Below are 25,583 nucleotides of genomic sequence, written 5' to 3'. Positions count from 1 at the left end.
AGATCACCCGGCGACGCTGTCCACCAGAAGGTTCTTGCTCACCGAAGCCAGGGGGAAGTGACACGCTGCGAACTGGCCGGGACGAACCTCTCTCATCTCAGGTTCCTCCGTAACGCAACGTTCCTCGACTTGGGGGCACCGGGTGCGGAATCGGCATCCGCTCGGCGGTGAAAGCGGCGACGGCACATCCCCTTCCAGCGCTGGCCCGGCAAAGCCCTTCTCCGGATCGGTCAGCGGTACGGAATCGAGTAGTGCGCGGGTGTAAGGGTGTGCGGGGTCGTCGTAGACCTCGACGGAGTCGCCGAACTCGCAGACTTTGCCCAAGTACATGACCATGACGTTGTCGCTGACCGTTCGCACCACACCGAGGTCGTGGGCGATGAAGACAACGGTGAGGTCGAACTCGCTCTTGAGTACCTCGATGAGGTTCAGGATCTGTGCCTGGACGGAGACGTCGAGTGCGGAGACGGGTTCGTCGCAGATCAACAGTCGTGGGCTCAGTGCGAGTGCGCGCGCGATCGCTACACGCTGTGCCTGGCCGCCGGAAAGTTGGCGCGGCAACATCTCTGCGAACCGCGTGCCGGACAGGCCGACCTGTTCGAGAACCGATGCCGAGGTGGTGACTTTTTCTGCGGTGGGGGCGCCGGCGACTGCCATGCCCTCGACGACGATGTCCTTGACGGAACGCCGCGGGTTCAGCGACGCTACCGGATCTTGGAAGATCATCTGCATGTCGCGGCGCAGTTTACGCATCTGCGATTCGTCGGCGTTTTCGATCCAGTCCTCGCCGAAGCGGATTCGGCCCGCGGTGACTCGGTCCAGACGCAGAACTGCGCGTCCGGTGGTGGACTTTCCGCAACCGGATTCGCCGACGATGCCCAGGGTTTCGCCGGGCAGTACGTCGAAACTGATCTTGGATACGGCCTGAACGGTTCCGGAACTTGTGTGGTATTCCACGACAAGATCTTGAACACTCAGGAGAGCGTCGTCGCCCCGTAGGTGGGCGCTACCACTACCAGCCATGAGATTCTTTACCTTCCGGACATTGCCGACGCCGGAACGGCGACCGGGTTGAGGCACGCCACGTCATGGTCTGCGCCAACTGATTCCAACTGCAGGCCGGGAGTGGAACACTCTGCGACGGCCTGACCGCAGCGTGGCTCGAAGCGGCAACCCTCGGGTGGGGATGTGGGGTCGGGGAGCGATCCGTCGATCAAACGCAACGGTGAGTGGCGTTCGTGGTCGATGGTGGGCGTTGCTCCCAGGAGGGCGTGGGTGTAGCGGTGGCGTGGCTCGTCGAATACTTCTCGGGTGGAGCCGATTTCGGCGATCTTTCCCGCATACATGACGGAGACGCGGTCGGTTCGGCCGGCGACGACAGCCAGGTCGTGGCTGATCAGCAGCATCGAGGTGCCACGTTCGCGTTGGATGCGTCGCAGCAGGTCCAGGATCTGGCGCTGAATCGTCACGTCCAATGCCGTGGTGGGCTCGTCGGCGATCAACAGATCCGGCTCGCACGCGAGTGCGATCGCGATCATGACGCGTTGGCGCATGCCGCCGGACATTTCGTGGGGGTAGTTGCTCAGACGTCGTTCGGGGTCGGGCACCCCGACCTCCTTGAGGAGGTCGAGGGCCCGACTGTGAGCTTCGGAACGGCTGACTCCGAGATGGCGGCGCATCCCTTCGGTCATCTGTCGTTCCACTTTGACTACAGGGTTGAGTGATCTGCCCGGATCTTGGAAGACCATGGCGATCTGGTTGCCCCAGATCTCGAGCTTTTCCTTCTTCGTCAGCGACAGTAGATCGCGTCCTTGGAAGGTGACTTCCCCCGATCGGCCCGAACGCGGTGGCATCAGGCCCATGATGGCCCGTGCCATGACGGACTTGCCGGAGCCGGATTCACCGACGATTCCCAGTGCTTGACTTCGGTCCAAGGTCAAGGAGACCCCGTCCACGGCACGCACGATTCCGCGTGGTGTGCCGATGTGGGCACGTAGGTTCCTCACTTCGAGGAGTGGCTGAGAGTTCATGGTGATCCGGCCCTTTGATCTGTAGTCGGCTACTGCGTCGAATTGCTTTCGGCTACTTCGCGATCCACATAGCGTCGGTGAGCGGCGAGCCCGAGCCGTACATGGTGACGCCCTGTACGTCCTTGCCCGTCACGGTCGACGGTGCTGCGCGGATGTACCAGAGTCCGACGGTGAGGTCGGCGAGGCGCTCCTGCACGGTCGTGTACGCGGCCTTGCGCTCGTCCTGCGACTGCGAGGTACGGCCGACATCGAGTGCGTCGCTCAGTTCCTGATCGTCGACACCGATGATGTTGCCAGGGGACTTGTTGTGGAAGGTCGACCACATGGAATCCGGATCCTGGATGATCGCGGAGGAGATCACCATGTCGAAGTCCTTGGTGCCCATCTTGGCGGTAGCGGCGGCGTAGTCGACCACGTCGACCTTGGCCTCGACGTTCTTGTAGGCGCTCAACTGTGCCTGCAGTGCCTCACCGGCGGTCTTGCTCTCGGCCGTCGGGTACGACGTGAAGGTGAACGAGACAGGCTTGCCTTCAGCGGCGAGCTCGTCGAAGAGCTTCTGCGCTTCGGCCTTGTTGTACTCGCTCAACTTGATGTCCGCGTAGAACGGGGAGGATTCCTGGAACAGGGTCTCCGGGACCTCGCCCTTGCCGCTGTAGACGACGGTGTTCATGGCGTCGAGGTCAACTGCGAGTGACACTGCACGACGGGCACGCTCGTCGTTGAAGGGGGCGCGTCGGAAGTTCATGGACAAGTACTGGCCGCCGCCCATCGGAACGATTTCGGTCGGGAAGCCCGCGGTCTCGGCGGTATCCAACGTCTGCCAGTTCGATTCGTTGATCAGATCAGCGCCACCGGTCGAGAGTGTGTTGTAACGCTGATTGGTATCAGCGGCCACACGGATGGTGAGGGTATCCAGGTACGGGCGCGGTGCGTCGTAATACGTGGGGTTCTTTGCCAATTCGATGGAGTCCTGTCGCGCCCACTTGGTGAGCGTGAACGGTCCGGCACCGATGGGGTTCTCGTCGAATCCGGCCTGACCCTTCTGCAGTGCGACCGGTGAGGCGATCCAGTTCATCGAGCTGGCGATGAGGGTCTGCGAGTAGTGCGGGGTAGGTGTAACCATCGTGACCGCGAGGTTGGCCGGATCGACGACGCTCAAATTGGCGATCTGTGCGACGTAGCGAGCGGACGTCGAACCGAGAGCCGGGTCCTTGAGGCGCTCCCAGTTGAACTTGACCGCTTCGGCGTCGAGAGGTGTTCCGTCCGAGAACTTCAGGTTCGGGCGAAGTTTCAGGTTGAACGTGGCACCACCGTCGGCGGTCGAGAAGTCCTCGGCCATGGTGTATGTGACGTCAAGGGTCTTGGTGTCGTTGATCATCAACGTGCCGTACAGCGAGTTGCCGAGGATGCCCTGGTGTGCCCAGGTGTTGGACAGCGTGGCCGGGTCGAGGGACCGCGGCTCGCCCGCCATGATCGCGCGGCCGGCACCGCCGGATACGGGATCGCCTGCAGCCGTGGTGCCCTCGTTGCTGCTGCCGGAATCGGAGCCGCAGGCGGTCAGCACGAATGCTGCGGTACACACCATCGCGACCGCTGTCAGTAAGCGTCTTTTTCGGATCATGGAAAGCCCTCTCAGGTGGAACGTGGAAATGAGTACGTCGTGTCGAGCGGGAAAACGGTCTTGGTCGTTCAGTCGTGCAGTCCTCGAGGTTCAGTCGTGCAGAGTGCGGTCGAACTTGTTGCGGAGGAAGTCACCTGCCTGATTGAGGGCGAACACCGTGAAGAAGATCGCCAACGAAGGAACGAAGACCAAGTATGGGTAGTCGGCAATGTAGTTCTTGCCGTCGCCGATCATTCCGCCCCAACTGGGCTGTGGCGGTGGGATTCCCAGGCCGAGGAAGCTCAGTGAGCCTTCGGCGACGATCAGGGCGGCCATGATGATCGGCAGGAACGCAGCCAGGGGAGCGAGGACGTTCGGCAGGATTTCCTTGAACAGGATTCGCCAGTGGCCGGCGCCCATGTTCCGTGCGGCCCGGACGAATTCCCTCGAGCTCCACGCCATTGTGTTGGCTCTGGCCAGACGGATGAATCCGGGGATGACGACCAAGGTCAGTCCGAGCAGCATGGTCGGAATGGAGGGGGTCAGGACGGACGCCAGCGCCAGCAGCAGGATCAACGGCGGGAATGCGAGCATCGCGTCGGCAAGGAGGGTCACGCCGGAATCGAGACGCCTACCGAAGTAGCCGCCGATCAGGCCGATGAAGGAGCCCACCACAAATCCGATCAATCCGGCTACAGTACCGACAAGGAGCGAGACACGGGCGCCGTAGATGATGCGGGAGAGCATCGACCGCCCGAGGGTGTCCGTCCCCAGCAGCAGATCGAGGGATTCGAACGACGGTGAAAGGCGCGGTGCGCCAACCGGAACGGAGTAGGAAGCAATGGGCAGGACATTTGCCAGCGCCGCTGCGAGAAGCACAGTGACGAGCCAACCGAAGGAGAGGTACACCAGAATGGATCGTGACTTCTTCGCCGGTGGCACCAGAGGTGCCGGCGGGTCCGACGGTTGCTCGTCCTGCGAGCCGGTCCGGTCTTCGACAACTGATCGCGTCATGCTCCGACAACCTTCCTGACCCGTGGGTCGATCAATCCGTAGCTGAGGTCGACCAGGGTGTTGATACCCACGTACACAATCGCGATGAAGACCACGATTCCCTGGACCATGATCACGTCGCGCGACGTGATGGACGAGGAGATGAGCTGTCCCAAACCGGGTAGACCGAAGAGTGTTTCGACGATGACGGTGCCACCGATGAGTCGACCGAGACTGATGCCGGCAACGGTGATCAGGGAGAACGACGACGGTCGGAGCGCGTGCCGGAACATCACGTACCACCCGGGCATTCCCTTCGCCCGAGCCGCTGCCACGTAGTCCTCGCGCAGGGTTCCGATCAGGTCGGTGCGCAGCAGACGGTGGAATGCGGCGATCTCGGTCAACGCGATTGCGATCGCGGGCAGCAGTGCGCTCTGGAGGTTTGCACCGAGGCCTTCGCTCATACGCGACCAGCCTGTCACCGGGAAGAGCTGGAATTTGATCGCGAAGTAATAGATCAGGACCGGGCCGGCGATGAACGCGGGAACCGAGAGGCACACAGCCGAAACGACATTGATGCCGCGGTCGAGCTTGCTTCCTGGGCGCGACGCGGAGGCGACGGCCATCAGAACGGCAACAACCAGAGCAATGATCAGGCCCATAGCGGCCAATTGCAGGGTGACAGGGAGGCGCTCGACGATGGCCTCGCTGACTGACTGACCGGTGAGCGGTGAGGTTCCGAAGTCTCCGCGGAATGCGTCACCGAGCCAATTGAAGTACTGAGTCCAGACGGGAACGTCGAGTCCCATCTTTGCTTCCATCGCCGCAACGGCCTCGGGGGTAGCGTTTTCACCCAGGATCACCTCGGCGGCAGACCCGGGCGCCAGGCTCAACAGCAGAACAGCTGCTGCCGCTACCAACAAGACGACCACCAAGCTGCGGCCTACACGCCTCGTAATTGTGAGAATCATCCAACTCGACTTTCATCATGCAAGCGAGGCCAAAGTTCCTTGTATGCAGAGATTTTGGACTGTTACGAAGCTTGCGTGTGATTATGCGCACTCTTGGCGCACCTGGATTTGTTGTAATATATTCAATGATCGCTGCGAATAGCAAGAGAAACCTGGATCGAACTCCCGTTGGTGCATTTCGACGTTCGCCGAGTTCCAGTGAATGATCGTTTAATTCAACAGGATTGAGGGTTGTCAAAGTAGCGCCCTCAGCGTGTCTGCCGAAATTGGGCACGGCGATGTTGCTCATGTCGGCGAGCTGATGGCCCCGAGCGAATGCGTCAATTCTGTTGTTTTACAACGACTTTTGGCCTGGAATCTCCTGTCTCACTCGTATTTCACTGTGATCGACTCGGAGTCGGGTATTGCCTGGCAGGTCAGAACGTAGCCGTCCGACACCTCCTCGTCGGTCAGTGCGTCATTGATTCTCATCACGGCGCTTCCCGAGGTGACGTGTGCCATGCAGGTTGCGCAGTTTCCGGCTTCGCAGGAGAACGGCGGCGTAAGTCCAGCGCGCCGAGCACTTTCCAGCAGAGTCTCGTTGGGGTGTCGTGGTACCGAGGTCTTCTTTCGCCCGAGAACGATGGTCACTGTTCCGGTGACTTCGGTGGAAGTTGGTTCGGTAGCGGCAGATTCACCGGTGCTCACCGGTTCGGCCACGATCGGTTCGGCCACAATCGGTTCGGCCGCACTGCCGAATCGTTCGCTGAAGACGCGACCCGGTCCCGGTAGGGCCGATTCGATCAGGTCCATGAAGGGTTCGGGGCCGCACAGGTAACTGTCGGCTCCCACGTGCTTGCCGACAAAGTCGAGTACTGCGGCCTTGTCGAGGAATCCGTTCTTGTCGTCGAGGTGGCGTGTGACGGTGAGCCGACCGGGGTAGCGGTCGACGAGTTCCGAGAGAACGCGCTCGAAGATCATCGAGTCGTGATCACGATCGGCGCACAGAAGGTGAACCTCGCGATCGGTGGTGGCGAGAGTGGTCTTGGCGAGCGACAGGATCGGGGTGATGCCGCTGCCGCCGCTGAACCCGAGCAACGGCGCCTCGGATTCGCGAAGGCGAAACGTGCCGGCCGGCCTGGTGACGACCACCTCGTCACCTTCGGAGACATTGTCGTGTAGCCAGTTCGAGACCTTGCCTCCGGCAACACGTTTGACGGTGGTCATCAATTCGTTGTCGGTGTCCGGTGAGCTCGACATCGAGTACGACCGGAACAGTTCGGTGCCGTCGACCTCGACGCGGAATGTGCAGAACTGCCCGGCGCTGTAGGTGAACGGACCGTCTGCCGGAGCGAGAACAAATGTACGCGCGTCGGAGCTCTCTTTGACGATCCGGGTGACGGTCGCTCGTTGGAACAACGGTGGTCTCGCCATGGCTACCTCCTGCTGATATTGAGATTCTATAAGTTTGAGAATACTATTCTCTCAAACGAGATAGGATCTTCTCAATGAAGCATTTGTACACGCGAGACGGGGGATGCGCTAGCCCCCATCCCCCAGTGAGGAGCCAAGGATGAGCGGGCAGAGCGTCCTTGTGTTCGACGAACAGAAATACAGCCGAGACGAGCTGGAGACGCTAGCCGACGCGCTTGCATCGCGGCTGGTTCGGGATGGTGTCACTGCTGGTCAACGCGTTGCTCTCATGTCGTCGAATCGTCCGGAGTTTGTAGTCGCGGTACTTGCGATCTGGCGCGCGGGCGCCGCTGTCGTGCTGATCAGTCCGGCGTGGAAGAGCGTCGAGGTTGCGCACGCACTGGCGACAACGAGCCCCGTGTATGCAATCGGAGACAATCCTGTGCTCGCGGAACTGATGCCGATGCTGAGCCTTGACGAGTCGGTCTCGTGCAGCGCCGATACCGAAACGTTCGGCGAGCCCGATCCTGCGTCGGATGCCGTTCTCGTCTTCAGTTCGGGAACAACCGGCTTACCCAAGGCGGTCCGGCACACTCATGGGTCGTTTGCCGTTGCCGTCGAGCAGTGGCGAGACGTGCTGGAGCTGACGGAACGCGATCGCATGCAGATCGTGACTCCGCCTTCACACATACTCGGGCTGCTCAACATCGTGACGGCACTCGAGTCCGGTGCATGGCTGCGGCTTCACCGCCGATTCGATCTCGATACGATGCTGCACCACATCGAGGTAGACCGGATTACCGTCGAAATGGCCGTGGCGCCCATCGCTCTGGCAATCGCCTCGCATCCGAAACTCGAATCGTACGATCTCTCGTCGCTGCGCTACATCATGTGGGGCGCAACGCCGGTGACACCTAGCGTTGCCGAGGAAGTCACGCGGCGAACAGGTGTCGGGTGGATGCCGGCGTACGGTGCCAGCGAGCTGCCCGTCATTGCGTGCAACCCCGTCGAGGGTGCACAACTCGACAGCGTGGGGCGTGCGGCACCGGGCGTGAGCCTTCGAATCGTGTCCACCGAAACCGGCGAGGTGCTCGGCACCGGCGAGACCGGAGAAATCCAGGCACTGTCGGCTTCGGTCATGGCTGGGTATCTTCCCGACGAGGAAACCGCCGGTGCGTTCGCCGGCGGTTGGTACCGCACCGGTGACGTCGGACATCTCGACAACGACGGTTGGCTGCGAATCACCGACCGCCTCAAGGAAATGATCAAGGTTCGCGGCTTCCAGGTAGCCCCGGCCGAGATCGAAGCAGTCCTCCACGGACACCCCGACGTCGCGGATTGCGCGGTGTTCGGAATCCCCGACCCGAAAGACGGCGAAGCGATCGTCGCGGCTGTCGCGACAAGCGGCTCGATCGGGGAAGTGGAACTCATGGAACTCGTAGCCGGCCGGATGGCCGGCTACAAACGCCTGCGGCGAGTGGTGTTCGTGCCCGAAATTCCTCGCCTGCCCTCCGGCAAGGTGTTGCGCCGAGAACTCAAGGAGCGCTATGGACGTACGTCTGACTAATGAACAGCGGCAGCTGCGTGACGCTGCCGCAAAACTGGCCGACGATTTGGGACCGGGTTCGGTCCTCGATTTGGAGGACGGCTCTCGCATCGCTCGTCTGGAGAAGGCGGTGGCCACAACCGGCTGGCGTTCACTCCGCTCGGACGGAGCGTCTGGCGTCGAAGTTGCTATCGTCGCAGAGGAATTCGGCCGCGGACTGGTCGACGTTCCATTTCTCGGACCGGTGCTTGCCGACGATCTACGTCGTCATGTCGCCGATGATCAGCTCACGTGGGCAATAGCTGTCGGTGACGAGGCGGTCGACGCGACCGGTCTCGACCACGCTCTCGTCTTGCGTGAGAACAAGGCATTTGCCGGCCGCGTCGGACCGGTAGCTGCAGGCGCCGATCTGACCAGAGGTTTTGCCGAGTTGCTCGATCCGACGGATTCCCTCGGGGAGATATCGACGGACGACGTGACGCGGTGGGAGGCACTTGCGCTCGTCGCTACCTGTGCCGATCTGGTCGGCACGGCGCGGGGCGCTCACCATGTTGCGACCGAGTACGCCAAGGTCCGTGAGCAGTACGGCACGGCGATCGGGTCGTACCAGGCTGTTGCACATCTGCTGGCCGAAGGCCTCGCGCTGATCGAAGGATCGGTGAGTGTGCTCCGGTACGCGGCGTGGGCCGTGGACGAGCTGCCGCCGACCGAGGCGATCGCAGCGGCGCGGATCGCAAAGATCTACTGCGCACGGGCAACTCGAACCGTGTGTGAAACCGCAGTGCAGGTGCACGGCGGAATCGGCAACACGTGGGAGTGCCTCGTGCATGTGTACCTGCGGCGGGCATTGACGTCCACCGAACTGTTTCCCGTAAGGCTGGAGGAGATCGACCTTGGACTTTCGTGATTCGCCGGAAGAAGCCGCTTTCCGAGACCGACTGCGGTCATGGGCAGCTGAGCGGGCAAAGACATTCCCGAGCTCGGGAGACGAGTACTGGGCACGGCAGGGCGAGTGGCATCAGGCGCTCTACAGCGGCGGATTCTTCGGCGCATCGTGGCCCAAAGAATATGGCGGACAGGAACTGCCGCCCGTCTACGACGTCATCGTCGACGAGGAACTGGCCATAGCGGGTGCTCCGCCTCGGCCCAGCCTCGGATACCTGGTACACGGACTCGGCAGGCACGGCAGTGAGGATCTTCGGCGTCGTTTCCTTCCCGGAATGATCAACGGCACCGAACGCTGGTGCCAGGGATTCAGTGAGCCAGGTGCCGGTTCGGACCTTGCCTCGCTCACGACCACCGCCGTCCGTGAGGGCGACGAGTACGTCATACACGGCCACAAGATCTGGACAAGCTACAGCGATGTCGCCGACTGGTGCCTGCTCTTGGCGCGGACGGAACCCGATGCAAAGCGTCACCGCGGACTGACCGCATTCATCGTCTCGATGGACCAGCCCGGTATCGAGCAGCGTCCGCTCAAGATGATGAACGGTGTCACCAAGGAGTTCGGCCAGGTGCTCTTCGACGGTGCTCGTGTGCCGGTCGATCAGATGGTCGGTGCTCCCGGTGAAGGCTGGGCGTTGGCCATGACGGTTGTCGGGCACGAACGTGAACCCTCCACGCTGGGCTATGCGGCGCGCTACGGCAAACTGGTCCGCCAGCTCGCGGCCAGGAGCGACGGACCGCCGTCGACGGAATTAGCCTGGGCTGCAGTGGAAACAGAGATGTTGCGGCTACACGTGCGTCGCCGGTTGTCCGAGCAGTTGGACGGACTCTCCCACGGTTCTGAGGGCTCGCTCGACAAGCTCCTGATGACCTGGGTGGATCAGGCCGTCGGGCACGCAGCGTTGACGGAGGCGGGTAGCCGCGACACCGAGATGCTCGGTTCGTACCTGTACAGCCGCGCCCAGAGCGTCATGGGTGGGACATCACAAATTCAGAAGAACATCATTGCCTCGCGCATTCTCGGATTGGGAGTTTGACATGTACGACATGCCCGAAGAGATCGACGTCCGCGCAGAAGGCTCGCTGCGGATCATCACTCTCAATCGACCGGACGCGCTCAACGCCGTCAACGACAGTCTGCATACCGGCTTGGCGGAGTTGTGGCCACGGCTCAGCGCGGATCGTGACGCCCGTGCCGCAGTACTCACCGGCAACGGTAAGGCTTTCTCGGCGGGTGGCGATTTTGCCTACCTCGCAGAGTTGGCCGAAGACTCCGAAATGCGGGCTCGCACAATCGCGCACGGTCGTGATCTGGTGCTCGGAATGGCTCGGTGCCGTGTCCCCGTGATCGCGGCTGTCAACGGCCCGGCCGTCGGCCTGGGATGCAGCCTCGTTGCACTGAGCGACATCGTCTACATCGCAGAATCCGCCTACCTGGCCGACCCGCACGTACAGGTCGGACTGGTTGCCGCCGACGGTGGACCGCTGACGTGGCCGCTGCAGATCAGTCTGCTGCTGGCAAAGGAATACGCATTGACCGGGACGCGCATCGGAGCGGAGAAGGCCTGCACGCTCGGCCTGGCCAACCATGTGTCGCTCGATCCACTTGCCGACGCCATCGAATGCGCGAAAAAGATTGCCTCGCAGCCGCGTCAGGCCGTCGAGAGCACCAAGCGACTGCTGAACATGCACCTCGAGCGGGCGATTCTTGCCACACTCGACTTCGCGACGACGGCAGAAGAGCTGACTTTCCAGAGCGAGGATTTCCGGGACAACATCGCGAAGCTCACCGCCGTCAAGAGTTGAATCGGAGAAAGTGGAAGAGGCTGGGCACCAGGGGATCTGTGCCCAGCCTTTTCTTTTCACATCACAGGCACTTGGAGACGATCTCTTCGGCGAACTTCTCGATGGGGGCTCGGTACTGCTCCGCGCTTCCCTTCAAGTGCGAGTGGTCTCCGCTGTGCTGGAGGTCCCAGTCGGCCCACGGTGAGCACATCACGCCGGTGATGCCGATGTCTTCTGCCCGCTTGTAGAGGTCAGGTGTCCGCTCGTCGAACAATCCGAGAATGATCTCGAAAGGCTCGTTTTCGCGTCCGTATTCGCGGCGGTAGCCCTTGATCCGGTCGATCCACACAGTGGCTTCTTCCAGCGTGTATGCAGTCCCGACCCAGCCGTCGCAATAACGCGCTGCGCGTTTGAGCGCGGCAGCGGATTCGCCGCCGCAGAGGATCGGGACAGGGGCAGGCGGGTGCGGTTCGATCATCATTTCCGGGATGTCGTAGTACTCGCCTTTCCACGACACCCAGCCGCCCTTCCAGAGGGCCCGCAGTGCCTGGATCATTTCGTTGAGTCGTGGTCCACGGTTGTCGAAGTCCTGGCCGAGTAGTTCGAATTCCTCACGCATCCAGCCGGCTGAGAGTCCGATGGACACGCGTCCGTTGGACAGTGCACCCGCGGTGCCCACCTGTTTGGCGACCTCGAGGATGGGGCGCGCGGGAGCGATGTAGACGTTGTTGCCGAAATGCAGGTTCTCCGTCACCGCGGCCATTGCGCCGATGAGAACCCAGGCATCGGGCCACTCGGTGTCGGGTTGCCAGTACGGCACGCCGCTTTCCGTTGCCGGATAACGTGTTTTGAGTTCACGCGGGAAGATGAGGTGGTCCGATACGAGGACGCCGTGGTAGCCGTTTTCGTCGAGCATCTTTGCGACGGAGGGCATCTCGGCGGTGTTCATGAAGGCTGTGCCGGTCCAGAATTTCATGCTTCTGCCCTACGCTGGCCGCTGGTTGTCGAATGTATGGAAGTCATGCGGACACAGTATGGGACTGGCATTCAAGTTGTCGGGGAACCAGAATCTTTGATTGTTATTGCAGAACAAAGGTTTTCATAGTGTTTCGCGAACGGTCGGGGGCGTCGCACTGGCGTCGACGCCCCCTGGCGTCGCGGTCCGGCAATTTACTTCGGGGGGAACCGCAGTGCGCCGTCGAGGCGGATGACCTCGCCGTTGAGGTAATCGTTCTCCACGATCGAGGAGACCAGCGTGGCGTACTCCGGCGAGCGGCCCATGCGCTGGGGATGCGGAACCTGCGGTCCCCAGTACGCCTCGAGCTGATCGCCGGCCTTTCCGTATGCGGGCGTCAGGAAAGTGCCGGGAGCGATCGTCACGACGCGGATGCCGAGCGGCGAGAGGTCGCGTGCGGCAACAAGAGTCATGCCGACAACACCGCCCTTGGCTGCGGAGTATGGCAGCTGGCCGATCTGGCCTTCGTACGCGGCGATGGACGCCGTGTTGATGATGACGCCGCGCCCACTCTCGAGAGCCTCCTGACGACCCATCGCTGCTGCCGACAGGCGCATCACGTTGAACACCGAGATCAAGTACGAATTGATCGTGGTCGTGAACGCCTCGAGGCTCATGGCGCTGCCGTCCTTGCCGACCAGGCGGCCGCCACCGGCGGGGCCGCCGTGGCAGTCGACCGAGATGCGCAGCGGACCCAGTGATTCGGCTTCGGCGATTGCGGCAAGAACGCTGTCTTCGTCGCCGGCATCGGTGCGGACGTATCGAACGCCGAGTTCGCGTTCGAGTTCCTTGCCCTTGTCGTCGGCAACGTCGGCCACGACGACCTTGGCTCCCTCCGAGTGGAGACGGCGAACCGTAGCCTCGCCGAGCCCTCCGGTGCCACCGACGACGATGGCGGAACAACCGTTGATCTGCATTTCGATTTCCCTTCTTGCAAGTATTGATCTCTGTTGAGAGAATAATGTTCTCATGAACATCACCATGATTGCAGAAATGGCCGCATCGAGTTGCGATCGGGCCGTAGTGACCGTCGAAAATCGGTCATTGACCGCCGCGCAACTCCTTGCCCTTGCCCGCCGCGCCGCCGACCGATTCCGGCAATACCCTGCCGTGCTCTACCTCGGCACCAACCACCTCGCGTACCCCGTCGCGCTGTTCGGCGCCGCGATGGCCGGGGTTCCGTTCGTGCCACTCAACTACCGACTGGGCGATCAGCAGTTGACTGCCCTGATCGACCGCCACCCCGGTGCACTGGTGCTGCGTCTCGACGATCTCGACGAACTGATCGACATCGAAGCGATACAGCAGGATTCGGCCGAATCCGAAGCTCCGGCTCCATCCGATGCTCCGGCTCCACAGTGGGACGGTGACAGCGTCGCCGCAATCATCTACACCAGCGGAACCACCGCTGATCCCAAGCCCGCGATACTCCGGCATCGGCATCTACTTGCTTACGTGCTCAACACCATGGAGTTCTCGTCGGCCGACGAGAGCGACGCGTCGTTGGTCTCTGTTCCGCCCTACCACATCGCCGGTCTGACGAACCTGCTCTCGAACCTCTACACCGGGCGTCGGATCGTCTATCTGGCCGCTTTCGACGCCAACGTGTGGCTCGACACCGTCCGGAGCCAAAGCGTCACTCACGCAATGCTCGTTCCCACGATGCTGGCGCGTGTTGTCGCCGAATTGGGGGAGAACGATGCAAATACTCCCTCGCTGGCAAGTTTGGCGTACGGCGGATCGAGAACACCCCGGCCGGTACTCGAGCACGCGCTGCGAAGCTTCCCGGATACCGGATTCGTCAATGCCTACGGACTCACGGAGACAGCGTCGTCGGTGGCAGTTCTCGGCCCCGACGATCACCGGATTGCGTTTGCCTCTACCGATCCGGCAGTGCGTGATCGTCTCGGATCGGTCGGAAAAACGCTGCCGGGCATCGAAATCGAGGTGCGCAGCGAGGACGGTGATCCGGTCGGTGCCGGGGTTACCGGCCTGGTGTTCGTTCGAGGCGAGCAGATTTCCGGTGAGTACGGCAACCGGAGCGTCCTCGACGAGAACGGCTGGTTCGCCACGCGTGATCTCGGCCGACTCGACTCCGACGGTTTCCTGTTCATCGAGGGGCGCGCGGACGACACCATCATCCGAGGGGGTGAGAACATCGCCCCCGCAGAAATCGAGGACGTGCTTCTTGCGCATCCCGCCATCATCGAGGCTGCTGTGATCGGCGTTCCGGATCCTGAATGGGGACAGCGGATAGTTGCTGTTCTCGTCGGTGAGGTCGATCAGGCAGAGATCAAGGCGTGGGTCAAGGAACGACTGCGTTCGTCCAAGACTCCCGACATCGTCGTGTTCCGACACGAACTCCCGAAGACCGAAACCGGAAAACTACTGCGCCGCGTTCTGCTGGCCGAATTGGAGAACACCCATGCCTGAAGCAATTATCGTCTCCGCTCTGCGAACCCCCATCGGTACCGCGGGTAAGGGAACGTTGCGAGACACCACCGCTCACGACCTCGCGCACCATGTCGTCGCGGCGGCAGCAGAAACTCTCGACGCGAGTCAGATCGACGACGTCATGCTCGCCGAGGGACTGTACGGCGGCGGCGTGATCGCCCGCCACGCGGCAATTACCGCGGGCCTGACTACGGTGCCAGGCCTGGCACTGAACCGGCACTGTGCGGCCAGCCTGGGCGCCGTGCAGGCCGCTGCAGGGTCCATCCGTTCCGGGATGGACAAGCTGATCATCGCCGGTGGCGTCAACTCCGCGTCGACCAGCCCGAGGTCCTTGTTCCGCGTCGACGGCGAATTTGTGCCGTGGATGTCCCCGACGCACCCGGATCGCCCCGATGCGCCGAACAAGGACATGTCGATCACGGTGGGCTGGAACGCCGCAGTGAAGGCCGGAGTCTCGCGCGAGGACATGGACGCGTGGGCTCTGCTCTCGCACCAGAAGGCAGTGAGCGCCATTGACGAGGGGCGGTTCAAAGAAGAGATCGTGCCCATCAGCACACCTCACGGACTCTTCTCCGTCGACGAGCATCCGCGCCGTGAGACGAGCCTGGAGAAGCTCGGCTCGCTCAAGGTGCTGCACCCCGAGATCGAAGGCTTCAGCATCACCGCTGGAAATGCCAGCGGCGCCAACGATGCTGCTGCGGTTCTCACCATCGCCAGCAGCGATCTGGGAATGCCGGGACTGGGAACCGTCAAGTCGTGGGCATCCGTCGCGGTCGATCCCGCATTCACGGGTCTGGCTCCTGTCGAGGCAATTCCGAAGGCGTTGGCACGCGCGGGAATGTCGTTGGCCGACGTGGATCTGTTCGAGATCAACGAGGCGTTCGCGGCCATGTGCGTGGCGACGATCAAGATGCTCGGAATCGATGCCGATCGTGTAAATGTCAGCGGCAGTGGATGTTCTCTCGGGCATCCCGTGGCAGCTACCGGTGCGCGCATGCTGGTGACCCTGGTGCACGAGCTGCGACGCCGCGGCGGCGGAATCGGTGTGGCAGCCATGTGCGCCGGCGGCGGTATGGGTTCGGCGGTTGTCATCGAGGTTCCGGCTCCGTGACGTCGACTGGGATATCGACTGGGATTTCGACTGGGGCCGAGAGGTATTCGAGTACTCGATGACTGTAATTACCGTTGCAACGATCGAGGATCTTGTCACCGCGGCGCGCTCAGGTTCACTGCGCGCCGCGGGTCGGCTGTTGAGTCTGGTCGAGAGTAGTCGGCGAGAAGAAGTTCTCGACATCGTCGGCTCACGACCGGTGCGGGTGGTCGGAGTGACCGGTCCGCCGGGCGCAGGCAAGTCGACCACCATCGCAGTCCTCGTGCGGGCCTACCGTCAGCGCGGACTGCGGGTTGCCGTTCTTGCGGTCGATCCTTCCTCGCCGTACAGCGGCGGGGCATTGTTGGGCGATCGAATCAGGATGGCAGAGCACATCGACGACGCCGACGTCCTCATCCGCTCGGTGGCCACTCGCGGTCACCTGGGCGGTCTGGCCGTTGCCGTACCCGCAGCGATCCGCCTCCTCGCGGCGCTCGACTACGATCTGATTCTGCTCGAATCGGTGGGCGTCGGGCAGTCCGAAATCGAGATCTCGGCCATCGCCGATCCCGCAGTGGTCGTTCTCAATCCCGGTGCGGGGGATGCAGTTCAAGCGGCCAAGGCCGGACTGCTCGAGGTTGCCGACATCCTGGTCGTGAACAAAGCGGATCGAGAGGGTGCGGATCAGACCGTCCGGGACTTGCGCGCCGAGGCCGGCGTCCCCATTCTCAAGCTGATTGCGTCCAAAGGTGTTGGTGCGGAAGAACTGGCCGATGCCATCGACGCTCACCAGCGTGCAGACACCCTTGCCAGACGCACAGCTCGGGCAAGGGTGCAGATTCTGTCGTTGGCGCAATCGAGGCTGCGTGCCCACGCAGACCTCGACGAACTTGCCGCCGCCGTCGCAGCGGGCCGCAGCGATGCGTACACCGCCGCGGCGCGACTGCTCGGAACGTAGGAAAGCCAGCTAGCTCAGATCTGCGACAATCTGCGGAAGATCTTGTGTCGTACGAATTCCCGGAGCTGCATCACAGACAGAAGGAATGGCGTTGACTGCCCGGTTTGCCGTGTAGGCCGGGGCGGTCTCGCTCATCCTCTCCAAGGGGATGGGGAAACGAAGATCGATGTCGAGTGGCGCATCGCCGTCGACGTCGATGTGCCAGCCGGTGTCACGAATCTTCCAGTCCACGTCGAGTTCGCTCGAGCAGTACCACGTTGCGCAGAAGCTCAGCAGTTCTCGGCCGGCATGTTTGCCGCTCACGGTGATCCGTTGAGCGGCAACGGTTCCCGCTTCCAGAGTTCCCGCTGCGATCTGGACTGTAGTTCGGGTGGTGGCCAGCTCGCCGTGGGCGTCGACGGAGTCGAGCGGCATGCCGATCGACTCGGCGACCAGCTGGAGAGACGGACCGAAGTTCGACTTTACGTGTGCGATTCGGTTCTCGTCGAAATCGGTCGGGGTGAGCCCGAATCCCATGACGTCGAAGAGTATCCCGGGTGAATTACGTTGGGAGAGATCGGCGAATTCACTGATCGCGAGGTGGTTCAGGCGACGTTGAATCGAGCTCAACACCAGGGGGAGTGCCTCGGTCACGAATCCGGGACTGCTGCCGGTGCTGTGGATCGACGTTCCTCCGGTTCGGCACGCGGCTTCGATCCGCTCGCGCAGTGTTGGGTCCATGCCGGCAGGGTAGTGAAATTCTCCACGAGTGGTGACGATGTTCGAGCCGGCCGCGAGAATGCGGCATACTTCGTCGGCGTCGAACTGGCGTGGCATGTACAGCACACAATCCGCGGCCAGCCCGATGACGTCGTCGATGCTGTTGGTGGCCACCACCCCGGCGTCGTCGATACCGCACAGTTCACCGGCGTCACGACCGGCCTTGTCAGCCGAATGCACGTATACCCCGGCCAATTCCAGATTTGAATGTTCGATGACGCCGCGCAACGAGCGGGTGCCGATGTTGCCGGTCGCCCACTGAACCACCCGGTAGGGTCTCACGGCAGAGGTTCTCTGGACAGCGCTGTCGGACAGTGTATTTGAACTCATGTCACACCTAACTGATCGGTCGGTGCTACCGAGAATCGGTTGTCACGGTAGGCGGAGCAGGGCTTCCTGTGCATACGAGGCAACGAGGTTGCCGTCTTCGGAGTACACGTCGCCGCGGCCGAAGCAGCGCCCGTGAGCAGTCACGGGGCTGTCCTGACGCAGCAATAGCCACGAGTCGGTCGTGAAGGGTCGGTGAAACCACAGATTGTGTGAGGTGACTGCGGACGTGAAAGTGGTTCCGTTGCCGAGTTGGCTCAATCCGTCGACCGGGCGTAGGGCGGTGCCGATCAGCGTGAGGTCGGTGGCGTAGGTGGCGATGGCGGGCGCGAGGTTCTGGCTGACCGGTGGGGTGCGCATCCACATTTCGAACTCGGGCGCGCCGGTGTCGGTGGAGTTGAGGTCGACGTCGGTGCGTATTTCCCACGGGATCAGGTCGACGTCGGTCCGGAACTCTTCGCCGAGTGGCGACGCAATTGTGTTCTCTGACTGACGATCCGGGCCGTCCTCGGGAGCATGCATGGAGATCAGGGACGTGGCGATGACGCCTTTGGATTGGCGCGCAATGATGGTCAATGTTGCGAAGGAACGGCCTTCGTGTTGACGCGTCACTTCGTAGCGGACGGTTTCGTCGGCGCTGCCTTCCCTGGCAAACAGGGAATGAAGCGACTTGATGCTCTTGTTCGGACAGGTCAATTCGGCCGCGCGGACGAACTGACCGAGAATTTGCCCGCCGAAAAGTCGGTGGTACGTCAAATGCAGGTTGGGACCCTCGAAAACGAGGGTTGTCGCATTCTCGTCGGTATCAGTTCGTCCGGTCTGCGGTTGCAGGTCGAGGCAGGCTAGGAGGTCGTTCCATAACTCGGACATCGGCCGAGTGTATATAAAATTTCCTCAATTGAGAATGAAGTTCTCAATCCTGTTTTTCAGCCCTTGTGTGCGAACCCCTGTGAACAGAAGGCCCAGACCTCGTCGGAGGAAATGGGATGGACGGTCGCGTCGTCCGGGGCGCCGCTGGACTGCGCAATGAACATCACCGTCTGCATGGTCATGGCGGCAATTCGGCGGGGGTTGACGCCCTCGCGCAACTGTCCTGCTTCGCTCACCTTTTCCATCAGTTCGACAAAGAATGCGAGAAGCGAGGAGTGGGCAACCTTGACCTCGGCCGGATGCGACAGCAGCAACTGGGGGGCGAAATCGGTGAACAGCGGACGCTGAGCAGCCGGGTCGGGACGACAGAACTCGAACAGAAGCTCGACGGCGATCTTGAGTTGGTCCATCGGTTCGGATGTACCGGCGGTCGCTGCACGGATCTGTTCGGCGCTACGGCTCAGGGCGTCTTCGAACAATGCCAACAGTAGTTCGTGCTTACCGTCGAATTGGAGGTAGAAGCTACGCAAGGACAGTTTGGACCGGTCGACCACCTCTTGCACGGTGAAGTCGGTGGTGCCTTTTTCGGTGATGATCGACTGTGCCGCATCGAGAAATCGCTGCACGCGTTGCTCTGCGCGAAGCTTTGCGGTCTTGATGGAACGCTCGACCGACCGTTGCTTCCATGCCGGCTCTTCGCTGGGCGTGGTCACCACTGCACCAGCCCCCTTCCGATTGTCAAAAACATGTTTGCACTGTACCGGAGATGTCTGTGTCACAGTGGAACGACCAAGTGTTATTTACATTTTCGAGACTATTACTATCGCTGAGCGAGAATGCTATTCTCAAACAATAATGCACCGCAGCTCCGACAGGGAGGCAGTTCGGGATGCTCTTCGAGTTCGACTCCGATCAGCGACTATGGCAAAACACCGTGCGCGAAGTGACGGCAAAGGAATGCCCGTCGTCGCTGATCCGGGACGTCGTCGACAACGACGCCAACCCGATACAAATTTGGAAAACTTACGTTTCGCTCGGTTGGACCGAGTTGACCGACCCTGATACCGCAGTTGAATTGGCAATCGTCTTGGAAGAGTTGGGCCGAGCGACGGATCCCACTCCCTACCTGGCGACAATGACACAATTTGCTCCACTTTCGAGTGAGCCGATCGATCCTGAGCAGCCGGGAACGGCAGTATTCGAGGGCGTCAGTGCCAGCCGTGACGGAAACGGGTGGCGTCTGGACGGCACGGCGCACCGCGTACTCGACGGTGATCGCGCCGAGAAGTTGGCCGTCGTCACGTCGGCGGGAGTCTTTGTTGTTCCGGCCGCGGACGTCACAGCGACGCGCAGTCCGATTTTCGATCCGGTGCTTCATGTTGCGGAAGTGTCGTTCGACGGCGTGCGGGTCGGCGTCGACCAGCGCAGTAGCGCAGATCCGGCACGGGCCATGGACCTCGCGCTCACCGGAATGGCGCTGACGACAGTCGGAGCGTGTCAGCGCGTCCTTGATCTTGCACTCGACCATGTGCGGAACCGCAAGCAGTTCGGTTCCCTCATCGGATCGTTCCAGGCTGTCCAGCACAAAGCTGCCGACATGCACCTTGCAATCGAGCGTGCCCGCGCCCTCGCGTACTACGCAGCGCTGACGATTGCCGAGAACGACCCGAGGCGGCGGCTGGCCGCGTCCATGGCCAAGGCTGCAGCCGGGGAGTGCCAATCGTTGGTGTTCCGCAACGGAATGCAGCTGTTCGGAGCGATGAGCTTCACCTGGGAAAACGACCTACAGTTTGCGCTCAAGCGTGCCAAAGCCGGTGAGCTACTGCTCGGCGGTGCGGCACAGCATCGGGCGCTGATCGCCGAGGAGTACCGTGCAACTCAACTTTGACGCCGACGTCGAGGAATTCCGGGCAGAGTTCCGCGCTTTCCTGGACGAGAATCTTCCCAGCGAGGCGCAGGCCGCGGAGCGCGCCGGATCCAGCGCGGATATTCCGCAGTGGGCGCGCGAATGGCAGCGTCTGCAGTTCGACAACGGTTGGCTGTTACCGGGCAACCCGCCGGAATTCGGTGGGCGCAATGCTGGGATCCTCGAGCAGTACGTGCATCTGGAGGAACTGTCGAAGCGGCGGATCTATCACAGCTTCAATCCGCAAGGACTGGGCATTATCGCCGCGTCGTTGCTCTCGTTCGGAACCGAGGAGCAGAAAAAGCAGTGGGCCGCACCGATTTTGCGTGCTGAGATCACCGCTGCACTCGGCATGAGCGAGCCAGGCGCAGGTTCGGATCTTGCGTCGCTGCGCACCCGTGCCGATCGTGATGGAGACCATTTTGTGGTCAACGGTCAGAAGGTCTGGACATCCGGCGCGCATGACGCCGACGTGATCCTGACCTTCGTCCGCACCGATCCCGACGCCCCCAAGCATCAGGGCATCAGTGTGCTGATGATCCCCACCGACTCACCAGGCTTGGTTCGCCGGCCCTTTGCATCCATCTGCGCAGACGATGATCTCGATTTCAACGAAGTGTTTTTCACCGATGTGAAAGTTCCGGCAGAGAACCTGATCGGTGAACTGAACAAGGGGTGGTCAGTGGCAACCGGTTCGCTCGGACACGAGCGAAACCTGTTGTGGCTCAGCTTTGCCGATCGCCTGCAAGATCTGATGGCGGACTTCCATCCGGCGACGGACATCGACCGGGATCACTACGCGACGCTCGTGATGGACCATCAGGCGCTGCGTCTGCTTGGTTCGGCAGCGTTGGCGCGCGCTGCTCGCGGTGAACAGGACGTGGCCGCCCTGTCGATACTCAAACTGCTCGGTTCCGAAGCGGTACAACGCTCTTCGGAAGAAGCCTTGATCGCCGCCGGACCCGAAGGTTTGGTTCATCCGGCTTTGACGTCGGCGTACAACCCGATGGACAACGAGGCCTTCAGTTCGAGTTGGTTCGAACGTTATGCACGAAGCTTCGCCGGCACGATCGCCGGTGGAACCTCCGAAATCCAGCGCACTATCGTCGCCGAGCGCGTGCTCGGCCTTCCCCGAAGCTGAGGAGCCTGACATGTACATTCTCTACGAGGTGGCCGACAAGATCGCGACCATCACCCTCAACCGTCCCGAAGTTGCGAACGTCCAGAACATGCAGTTGCTCGACGAACTCGACGCAGCCTGGACCCGTGCGGCCGAGGACGACGACGTCGCGGTGATCGTAGTTCGCGCCGAAGGCAAGCACTTCTCGGCCGGTCACGACCTCAATGATCGTTGGCCCTCGCCCAAGGAAATCACCTTGGAATGGATCTACCGCGCCGAAAGCCGTCGATACCTGGAATACACGTTGCGCTGGCGCAACACTCCCAAGCCGTCGATCGCAGCGGTTCAGGGGCGCATCATCGCGGGTGGCTTGATGCTGTGCTGGCCGTGCGACCTCATCATTGCTTCCGAGGACGCATTGTTCTCCGATCCGGTTGCGTTGATGGGCATCGGCGGCGTCGAATACCACGGTCACACTTGGGAACTCGGCGCCCGTAAGGCAAAGGAAATCCTCTTCACCGGTCGTCCGGTGACGGCCGAAGAGGCTGAGAAGACCGGCATGGTCAACAAGGTTGTGCCGCGCGATCAGCTCGATGCCGAGGCGCGCGCCATGGCCTTGCAGATTGCCGAGATGCCGTCATTCGGCCTCCGTCAGGCCAAGCGCGCAGTCAACCAGACACTCGACGTGCAGGGCTTCTATGCTGCCGTGCAGTCCGTGTTCGACATCCACCAGACCGGTCACGGCAATGCCCTCAGCGTTTCGGGCTACCCGATCCTGGTGAAGTTGGACGAGATGAAGGAAAAGATCAAGTAGGGCCTTCGGCTCTGTGCGCCTTTCTGGTAGTTCGCGCTACCGGAAAGGCGCACAGGGTTATTCCCACCTTGCGGGTGCAGGCTTCTCCAACGTCAGCGGACGTTCGTATGACAAATCCTCGCGGTCGCGGGTGCCGACGAGGTAGCCCTTTTCTGTGAAGAAGGGCGATTGCAGCACCCGTGCGTCGGCGATGAACATTGCCTCGACGGTTGATCTCCGAACTGCAATGCGCCACTGCCCCTCTCGCCGTTCCAGGCGATCGAGATAGCGTCCGCTGATGAATTGCGCGCTCTTGCCGTCATTGCCGACGAGGACAACGATGACATAGCTCTCGGCATGTGCGACCTCGCCGTCGATGTCGCATGAGTGCGTGGTGATGTTGTGCGTGTGTACCTGCGAGGTTTCGGCGTGGGCAGTGTTCGCCCATTCACCGTATTCGGGACCGGTATTGGTTGCGAACCCGTGCTCGTCGACGCCGTCGTCGTGGTACGCGGCGGTGATGAGATCGATGTCGTGTCGATCGCATCCACGGGCGTGCCGGCTGATGCAGTCCAGGATCGCGGTGCGATCCATGAGATAGCGAACTTCTTTCTGTAGTGTCTCGAGCTGCTGGGTCTCGGTGGAGTTGTCGAGGGTCATCCTCTGCTCATTTCAGCTGATGTGATGTCGGCGGGAAAGTTTGCCGCGATAGACGTATTGGACTATACAGTTGTATAGTCCAACCGTGGCGTGATTCGGCCGGGGGCCATCTTTCTCCGTCGAGGCCAACCCAATTCTCTGGCAGCGTGATTCGCGCCAGACGGTGGCCGGGATCAGCCACTCCAACATTGGAGGAATCATGCGAATCGGATTGACCGGCGGCGCTTCGTCCACCGACAAAATTGTCCAGCAAGCACAACGAGCAGAGGCAGACGGTTTTACCTCACTCTGGTATGCCAGCACGGTCGCCGGTGATCCGCTGACCGCCCTTGCGGTAGCCGGCCGGGCCACGACGTCGATCGAGCTCGGAACTGCTGTTTTGCAGACCTATCCGTGCCATCCGCTACTGCAGGCGAATCGCGTTGCTGCCGTAGCAGAGGCCATGGGACGCAAGGGATTCACATTGGGGCTCGGACCTTCGCACGAATCGCTGGTCCGGGACGTGTACGGCTTGTCCTACGACCGCCCGGGTCGCAATACCGAAGAATATGTACAGATCGTCACCGCACTGCTTCGCGGTGAAGACGTCGACTTCCGCGGCGCGGATTGGTCGACGCGCAGTGCCGGCCGGATGGCCAAGGTCGTCCACGACGTCCCGGTGCTGCTCTCCGCCATGTCGCCCCGCATGTTGCGGGTGGCAGGACAATACGCCGATGGCACGGTGTTATGGATGGCGTCGGGCAAGGTGATCGAGTCCCACATCGCTCCCGCGCTCCATACTGCTGCGGAATCTGCGGGTCGGCCGACACCCCGAATTGTTGCCGGGTTGCCGGTGGCGGTTCACGACGACGCCGACGAAGCCCGTGCCGCTGTTGCTGCAAATGCCACCGCGTATGCCGGAATGCCCAACTATCAACGGGTTCTCGACGCCGGCGGAGCAAGCAGCCCAGCGGATGTGGCGATTGTCGGCAACGCTCGATCGGTGCGCGCACAATTGCAGTCCCTGGTGGATGCCGGTGCGACCGATATCTGGGCTGCCGTCTTCCCCGTCGGTGCGGACCGGAAGGAATCCGTCCGCCGGACCACTGATCTTCTCGCCGAAATGGCAACTCCGGTAACAGGGTAACTTCCGGGAGGAACCGAATGAGGTACGACGTGGACACGGTGGCACAGCAGGATTCGGATGAGGTTGCCCGAGCTGTTGTGTCCGTGCGGCGGCTGACAGCGGCTGTAGCGGCCGCCCGCTCCGACATGCCGGGGCTCTCTGCCCTGGCCTCGCGGATACATGCTCTCGCTGACGATCTCGAGGCTCGCTCCTGCTCTGCCGCGGAGCGGGTGAATCAGATGAACACTATCGGCAGGATCGTCCGATACAGTCCGGTAGTCGGATCCGCCAATGTGCTTGCAGCTCCGCTCCACTTGCGTCACATCGGCGACGGTAACGAGGGGACAGTCACTTTTTCGGTCGCGCATCAGGGTTCCCTCGGAGTAGTGCATGAGGGTTTTGCTGCGATGGTCCTCGACGTTGCTCTCGCGGAAGCGAACATGGCAGCAGGAGTCCCCGCCATGACAGCAGGTTTGATGCTTCGCTACCACCACCCGATGCCGGTGTGCTGCGACCTGACGGTGCGGGCCTGGCATGTATACGTAGACGGCCGAAAGTCCTGGTGCCGTGGAGAAATCTGGTGGGAACACGACCTGTGCGTGAGTGCAGAAGGACTGTTCATCGTTCCGCGCGAAGGAGGGGCTCGTGGCCAGGATCGACAGGGCTGACGTGATTAACCTGTCACCGATCGACGACGCGGCGGACGGACTGCGGCGATTGACTGACCTTCTCCTGAGGGTGGACGAGAACGATCCCGCCCTGGTCGCGGTAGCCGACGAACTCGACCGCATCGAAGCGGCGCTCGAGCAGAACGCTGGACCCGTGGAGTTCCGTGACCCTGTGAGTGGGAGAGGCAATGCCCTCGCACCGCCCCTGGATCTGGAGAGATTGCCTGACGGCACTGTCCGGGCGACCGGCTCGCTCGGCCTGCCCTACCAAGGACCGCAGGGACTTGTGCATGGTGGGATGTCGGCGCTGATGCTCGATCACATACTCGGCCTGACACACCCGGAGGGATCGACCCTTCTGGAGGAACTGGTGGTCCGCTACCACCAGCCGCTCCCACTCTTCGAAGGCGTTGTGATCACCGGTTGTCGGATGAGCGATGAAGACGAGAAGGTCCGCGCTCGCGGTGAGATCACCGTGGACGGGTACCTGGCGGTGTCGGGGGGGGGGGGGGTACACTTCACAACCCCCCCCCACCGACGAAAGTATTTTTATAACAGACACTTTTTTTAACAATTGATACAAAAAAAATTGTTTT

General features: G+C 61.7%; 25 protein-coding genes. 13 read left to right on the top strand and 12 right to left on the bottom strand.

Annotation, left to right across the window (positions count from 1 at the left end):
• Positions 1–3 precede the first annotated feature (3 nt).
• From R4P64_RS22995 to R4P64_RS22970, 6 genes are all read right to left on the bottom strand, one after another.
• Positions 4–1,023 carry an ABC transporter ATP-binding protein gene (locus tag R4P64_RS22995; RefSeq protein ID WP_045064800.1) on the bottom strand — a complete coding sequence of 340 codons (1,020 nt, stop codon included), beginning with the start codon at positions 1,021–1,023 and terminating at the stop codon, positions 4–6.
• 8 nt (positions 1,024–1,031) lie between these two features.
• Positions 1,032–2,030: an ABC transporter ATP-binding protein gene (locus R4P64_RS22990; RefSeq protein ID WP_033236997.1), complete on the bottom strand. Its 999-nt coding sequence runs from the start codon at positions 2,028–2,030 to the stop codon at positions 1,032–1,034.
• A 52-nt stretch (positions 2,031–2,082) separates the two neighbouring features.
• The gene (locus R4P64_RS22985; RefSeq protein ID WP_317822835.1) at positions 2,083–3,651 is read right to left on the bottom strand and encodes an ABC transporter substrate-binding protein; all 1,569 of its coding nucleotides are present in this window, start codon (positions 3,649–3,651) and stop codon (positions 2,083–2,085) included.
• Between the two features lie 90 nt (positions 3,652–3,741).
• Positions 3,742–4,644 carry an ABC transporter permease gene (locus R4P64_RS22980; RefSeq protein ID WP_033236995.1) on the bottom strand — a complete coding sequence of 301 codons (903 nt, stop codon included), beginning with the start codon at positions 4,642–4,644 and terminating at the stop codon, positions 3,742–3,744.
• Complete coding sequence (locus R4P64_RS22975) at positions 4,641–5,594, bottom strand: ABC transporter permease (protein ID WP_033236994.1); 954 nt, start codon at positions 5,592–5,594, stop codon at positions 4,641–4,643. Before R4P64_RS22975 ends, R4P64_RS22980 begins: the two co-directional genes overlap by 4 nt.
• Positions 5,595–5,960: 366 nt before the next feature.
• Entirely contained in the window at positions 5,961–7,007 is a 1,047-nt protein-coding gene (locus tag R4P64_RS22970) for a ferredoxin--NADP reductase (protein ID WP_033236993.1), read from the bottom strand.
• Between the two features lie 139 nt (positions 7,008–7,146).
• On the opposite strand from R4P64_RS22970, the gene R4P64_RS22965 reads away from it, so the two are divergent.
• The 4 genes from R4P64_RS22965 to R4P64_RS22950 are packed head-to-tail and all read left to right on the top strand — an operon-like array spanning position 7,147 to position 11,283.
• Positions 7,147–8,553, top strand: a complete 1,407-nt coding sequence (locus R4P64_RS22965; RefSeq protein ID WP_317822834.1) for a class I adenylate-forming enzyme family protein — start codon at positions 7,147–7,149, stop codon at positions 8,551–8,553.
• A complete protein-coding gene (locus tag R4P64_RS22960; protein ID WP_033236991.1) occupies positions 8,534–9,439 on the top strand; it encodes an acyl-CoA dehydrogenase family protein in 906 nt (301 codons plus the stop codon). The genes R4P64_RS22965 and R4P64_RS22960 overlap by 20 nt, the downstream gene beginning before the upstream one ends.
• Positions 9,426–10,514: an acyl-CoA dehydrogenase family protein gene (locus tag R4P64_RS22955; protein ID WP_233365034.1), complete on the top strand. Its 1,089-nt coding sequence runs from the start codon at positions 9,426–9,428 to the stop codon at positions 10,512–10,514. Before R4P64_RS22960 ends, R4P64_RS22955 begins: the two co-directional genes overlap by 14 nt.
• Before the next feature lies 1 nt (position 10,515).
• On the top strand, positions 10,516–11,283 hold the full coding sequence (locus R4P64_RS22950; RefSeq protein ID WP_033236989.1) for an enoyl-CoA hydratase/isomerase family protein: 768 nt from the start codon (positions 10,516–10,518) through the stop codon (positions 11,281–11,283).
• A 61-nt stretch (positions 11,284–11,344) separates the two neighbouring features.
• Here R4P64_RS22950 and R4P64_RS22945 read toward each other — a convergent pair whose 3' ends face one another.
• Both R4P64_RS22945 and R4P64_RS22940 read right to left on the bottom strand, forming a co-directional pair.
• Complete coding sequence (locus tag R4P64_RS22945) at positions 11,345–12,238, bottom strand: TIGR03619 family F420-dependent LLM class oxidoreductase (protein ID WP_233365036.1); 894 nt, start codon at positions 12,236–12,238, stop codon at positions 11,345–11,347.
• Positions 12,239–12,432: 194 nt separating this feature from the next.
• On the bottom strand, positions 12,433–13,194 hold the full coding sequence (locus R4P64_RS22940; RefSeq protein ID WP_033236987.1) for an SDR family NAD(P)-dependent oxidoreductase: 762 nt from the start codon (positions 13,192–13,194) through the stop codon (positions 12,433–12,435).
• 52 nt (positions 13,195–13,246) lie between these two features.
• Between R4P64_RS22940 and R4P64_RS22935 the strand changes: the two genes are divergently transcribed.
• From R4P64_RS22935 to R4P64_RS22925, 3 genes are read left to right on the top strand one after another with little or no spacing between them, the layout of a single operon-like run.
• The gene (locus R4P64_RS22935) at positions 13,247–14,710 is read left to right on the top strand and encodes a class I adenylate-forming enzyme family protein (protein ID WP_045064786.1); all 1,464 of its coding nucleotides are present in this window, start codon (positions 13,247–13,249) and stop codon (positions 14,708–14,710) included.
• Positions 14,703–15,842 carry a thiolase family protein gene (locus tag R4P64_RS22930; protein ID WP_233365038.1) on the top strand — a complete coding sequence of 380 codons (1,140 nt, stop codon included), beginning with the start codon at positions 14,703–14,705 and terminating at the stop codon, positions 15,840–15,842. The genes R4P64_RS22935 and R4P64_RS22930 overlap by 8 nt, the downstream gene beginning before the upstream one ends.
• 58 nt (positions 15,843–15,900) lie before the next feature.
• Entirely contained in the window at positions 15,901–16,779 is an 879-nt protein-coding gene (locus R4P64_RS22925; protein ID WP_033236984.1) for an ArgK/MeaB family GTPase, read from the top strand.
• Between the two features lie 9 nt (positions 16,780–16,788).
• Here R4P64_RS22925 and R4P64_RS22920 read toward each other — a convergent pair whose 3' ends face one another.
• From R4P64_RS22920 to R4P64_RS22910, 3 genes are read right to left on the bottom strand one after another with little or no spacing between them, the layout of a single operon-like run.
• Entirely contained in the window at positions 16,789–17,868 is a 1,080-nt protein-coding gene (locus tag R4P64_RS22920; RefSeq protein ID WP_317822833.1) for a dihydrodipicolinate reductase, read from the bottom strand.
• A 42-nt stretch (positions 17,869–17,910) separates the two neighbouring features.
• Positions 17,911–18,735, bottom strand: coding sequence for an acyl-CoA thioesterase (locus R4P64_RS22915; RefSeq protein WP_033236983.1), 825 nt, complete (start codon positions 18,733–18,735; stop codon positions 17,911–17,913).
• 56 nt (positions 18,736–18,791) lie between these two features.
• On the bottom strand, positions 18,792–19,448 hold the full coding sequence (locus tag R4P64_RS22910; protein WP_230590427.1) for a TetR/AcrR family transcriptional regulator: 657 nt from the start codon (positions 19,446–19,448) through the stop codon (positions 18,792–18,794).
• A 176-nt stretch (positions 19,449–19,624) separates the two neighbouring features.
• Between R4P64_RS22910 and R4P64_RS22905 the strand changes: the two genes are divergently transcribed.
• From R4P64_RS22905 to R4P64_RS22895, 3 genes are read left to right on the top strand one after another with little or no spacing between them, the layout of a single operon-like run.
• Positions 19,625–20,623 carry an acyl-CoA dehydrogenase family protein gene (locus R4P64_RS22905; protein WP_045064781.1) on the top strand — a complete coding sequence of 333 codons (999 nt, stop codon included), beginning with the start codon at positions 19,625–19,627 and terminating at the stop codon, positions 20,621–20,623.
• Positions 20,607–21,782 carry an acyl-CoA dehydrogenase family protein gene (locus tag R4P64_RS22900; RefSeq protein ID WP_033236980.1) on the top strand — a complete coding sequence of 392 codons (1,176 nt, stop codon included), beginning with the start codon at positions 20,607–20,609 and terminating at the stop codon, positions 21,780–21,782. The genes R4P64_RS22905 and R4P64_RS22900 overlap by 17 nt, the downstream gene beginning before the upstream one ends.
• Before the next feature lie 10 nt (positions 21,783–21,792).
• Positions 21,793–22,575 carry an enoyl-CoA hydratase gene (locus R4P64_RS22895; protein ID WP_033236979.1) on the top strand — a complete coding sequence of 261 codons (783 nt, stop codon included), beginning with the start codon at positions 21,793–21,795 and terminating at the stop codon, positions 22,573–22,575.
• A 57-nt stretch (positions 22,576–22,632) separates the two neighbouring features.
• Here R4P64_RS22895 and R4P64_RS22890 read toward each other — a convergent pair whose 3' ends face one another.
• Positions 22,633–23,214, bottom strand: coding sequence for a nuclear transport factor 2 family protein (locus R4P64_RS22890; protein WP_141485100.1), 582 nt, complete (start codon positions 23,212–23,214; stop codon positions 22,633–22,635).
• Positions 23,215–23,413: 199 nt separating this feature from the next.
• Here R4P64_RS22890 and R4P64_RS22885 point away from each other — a divergent pair, with 199 nt between their 5' ends.
• The 3 genes from R4P64_RS22885 to R4P64_RS22875 are packed head-to-tail and all read left to right on the top strand — an operon-like array spanning position 23,414 to position 25,558.
• On the top strand, positions 23,414–24,340 hold the full coding sequence (locus R4P64_RS22885; protein ID WP_317545203.1) for a TIGR03564 family F420-dependent LLM class oxidoreductase: 927 nt from the start codon (positions 23,414–23,416) through the stop codon (positions 24,338–24,340).
• 17 nt (positions 24,341–24,357) lie between these two features.
• Positions 24,358–24,987, top strand: coding sequence for a PaaI family thioesterase (locus R4P64_RS22880; RefSeq protein ID WP_317545205.1), 630 nt, complete (start codon positions 24,358–24,360; stop codon positions 24,985–24,987).
• Entirely contained in the window at positions 24,965–25,558 is a 594-nt protein-coding gene (locus tag R4P64_RS22875) for a PaaI family thioesterase (RefSeq protein WP_317822831.1), read from the top strand. Before R4P64_RS22880 ends, R4P64_RS22875 begins: the two co-directional genes overlap by 23 nt.
• The last annotated feature ends 25 nt before the right edge of the window (positions 25,559–25,583 follow it).

The sequence above is a fragment of the Rhodococcus sp. IEGM 1366 genome, from assembly GCF_033142425.1.
In the GTDB taxonomy this organism is placed as follows: Bacteria; Actinomycetota; Actinomycetes; order Mycobacteriales; family Mycobacteriaceae; genus Rhodococcus_F; species Rhodococcus_F globerula.
The sequence above is the reverse complement of the archived record's forward strand: the minus strand, read 5'-3'. Positions and strand labels throughout refer to the sequence as shown.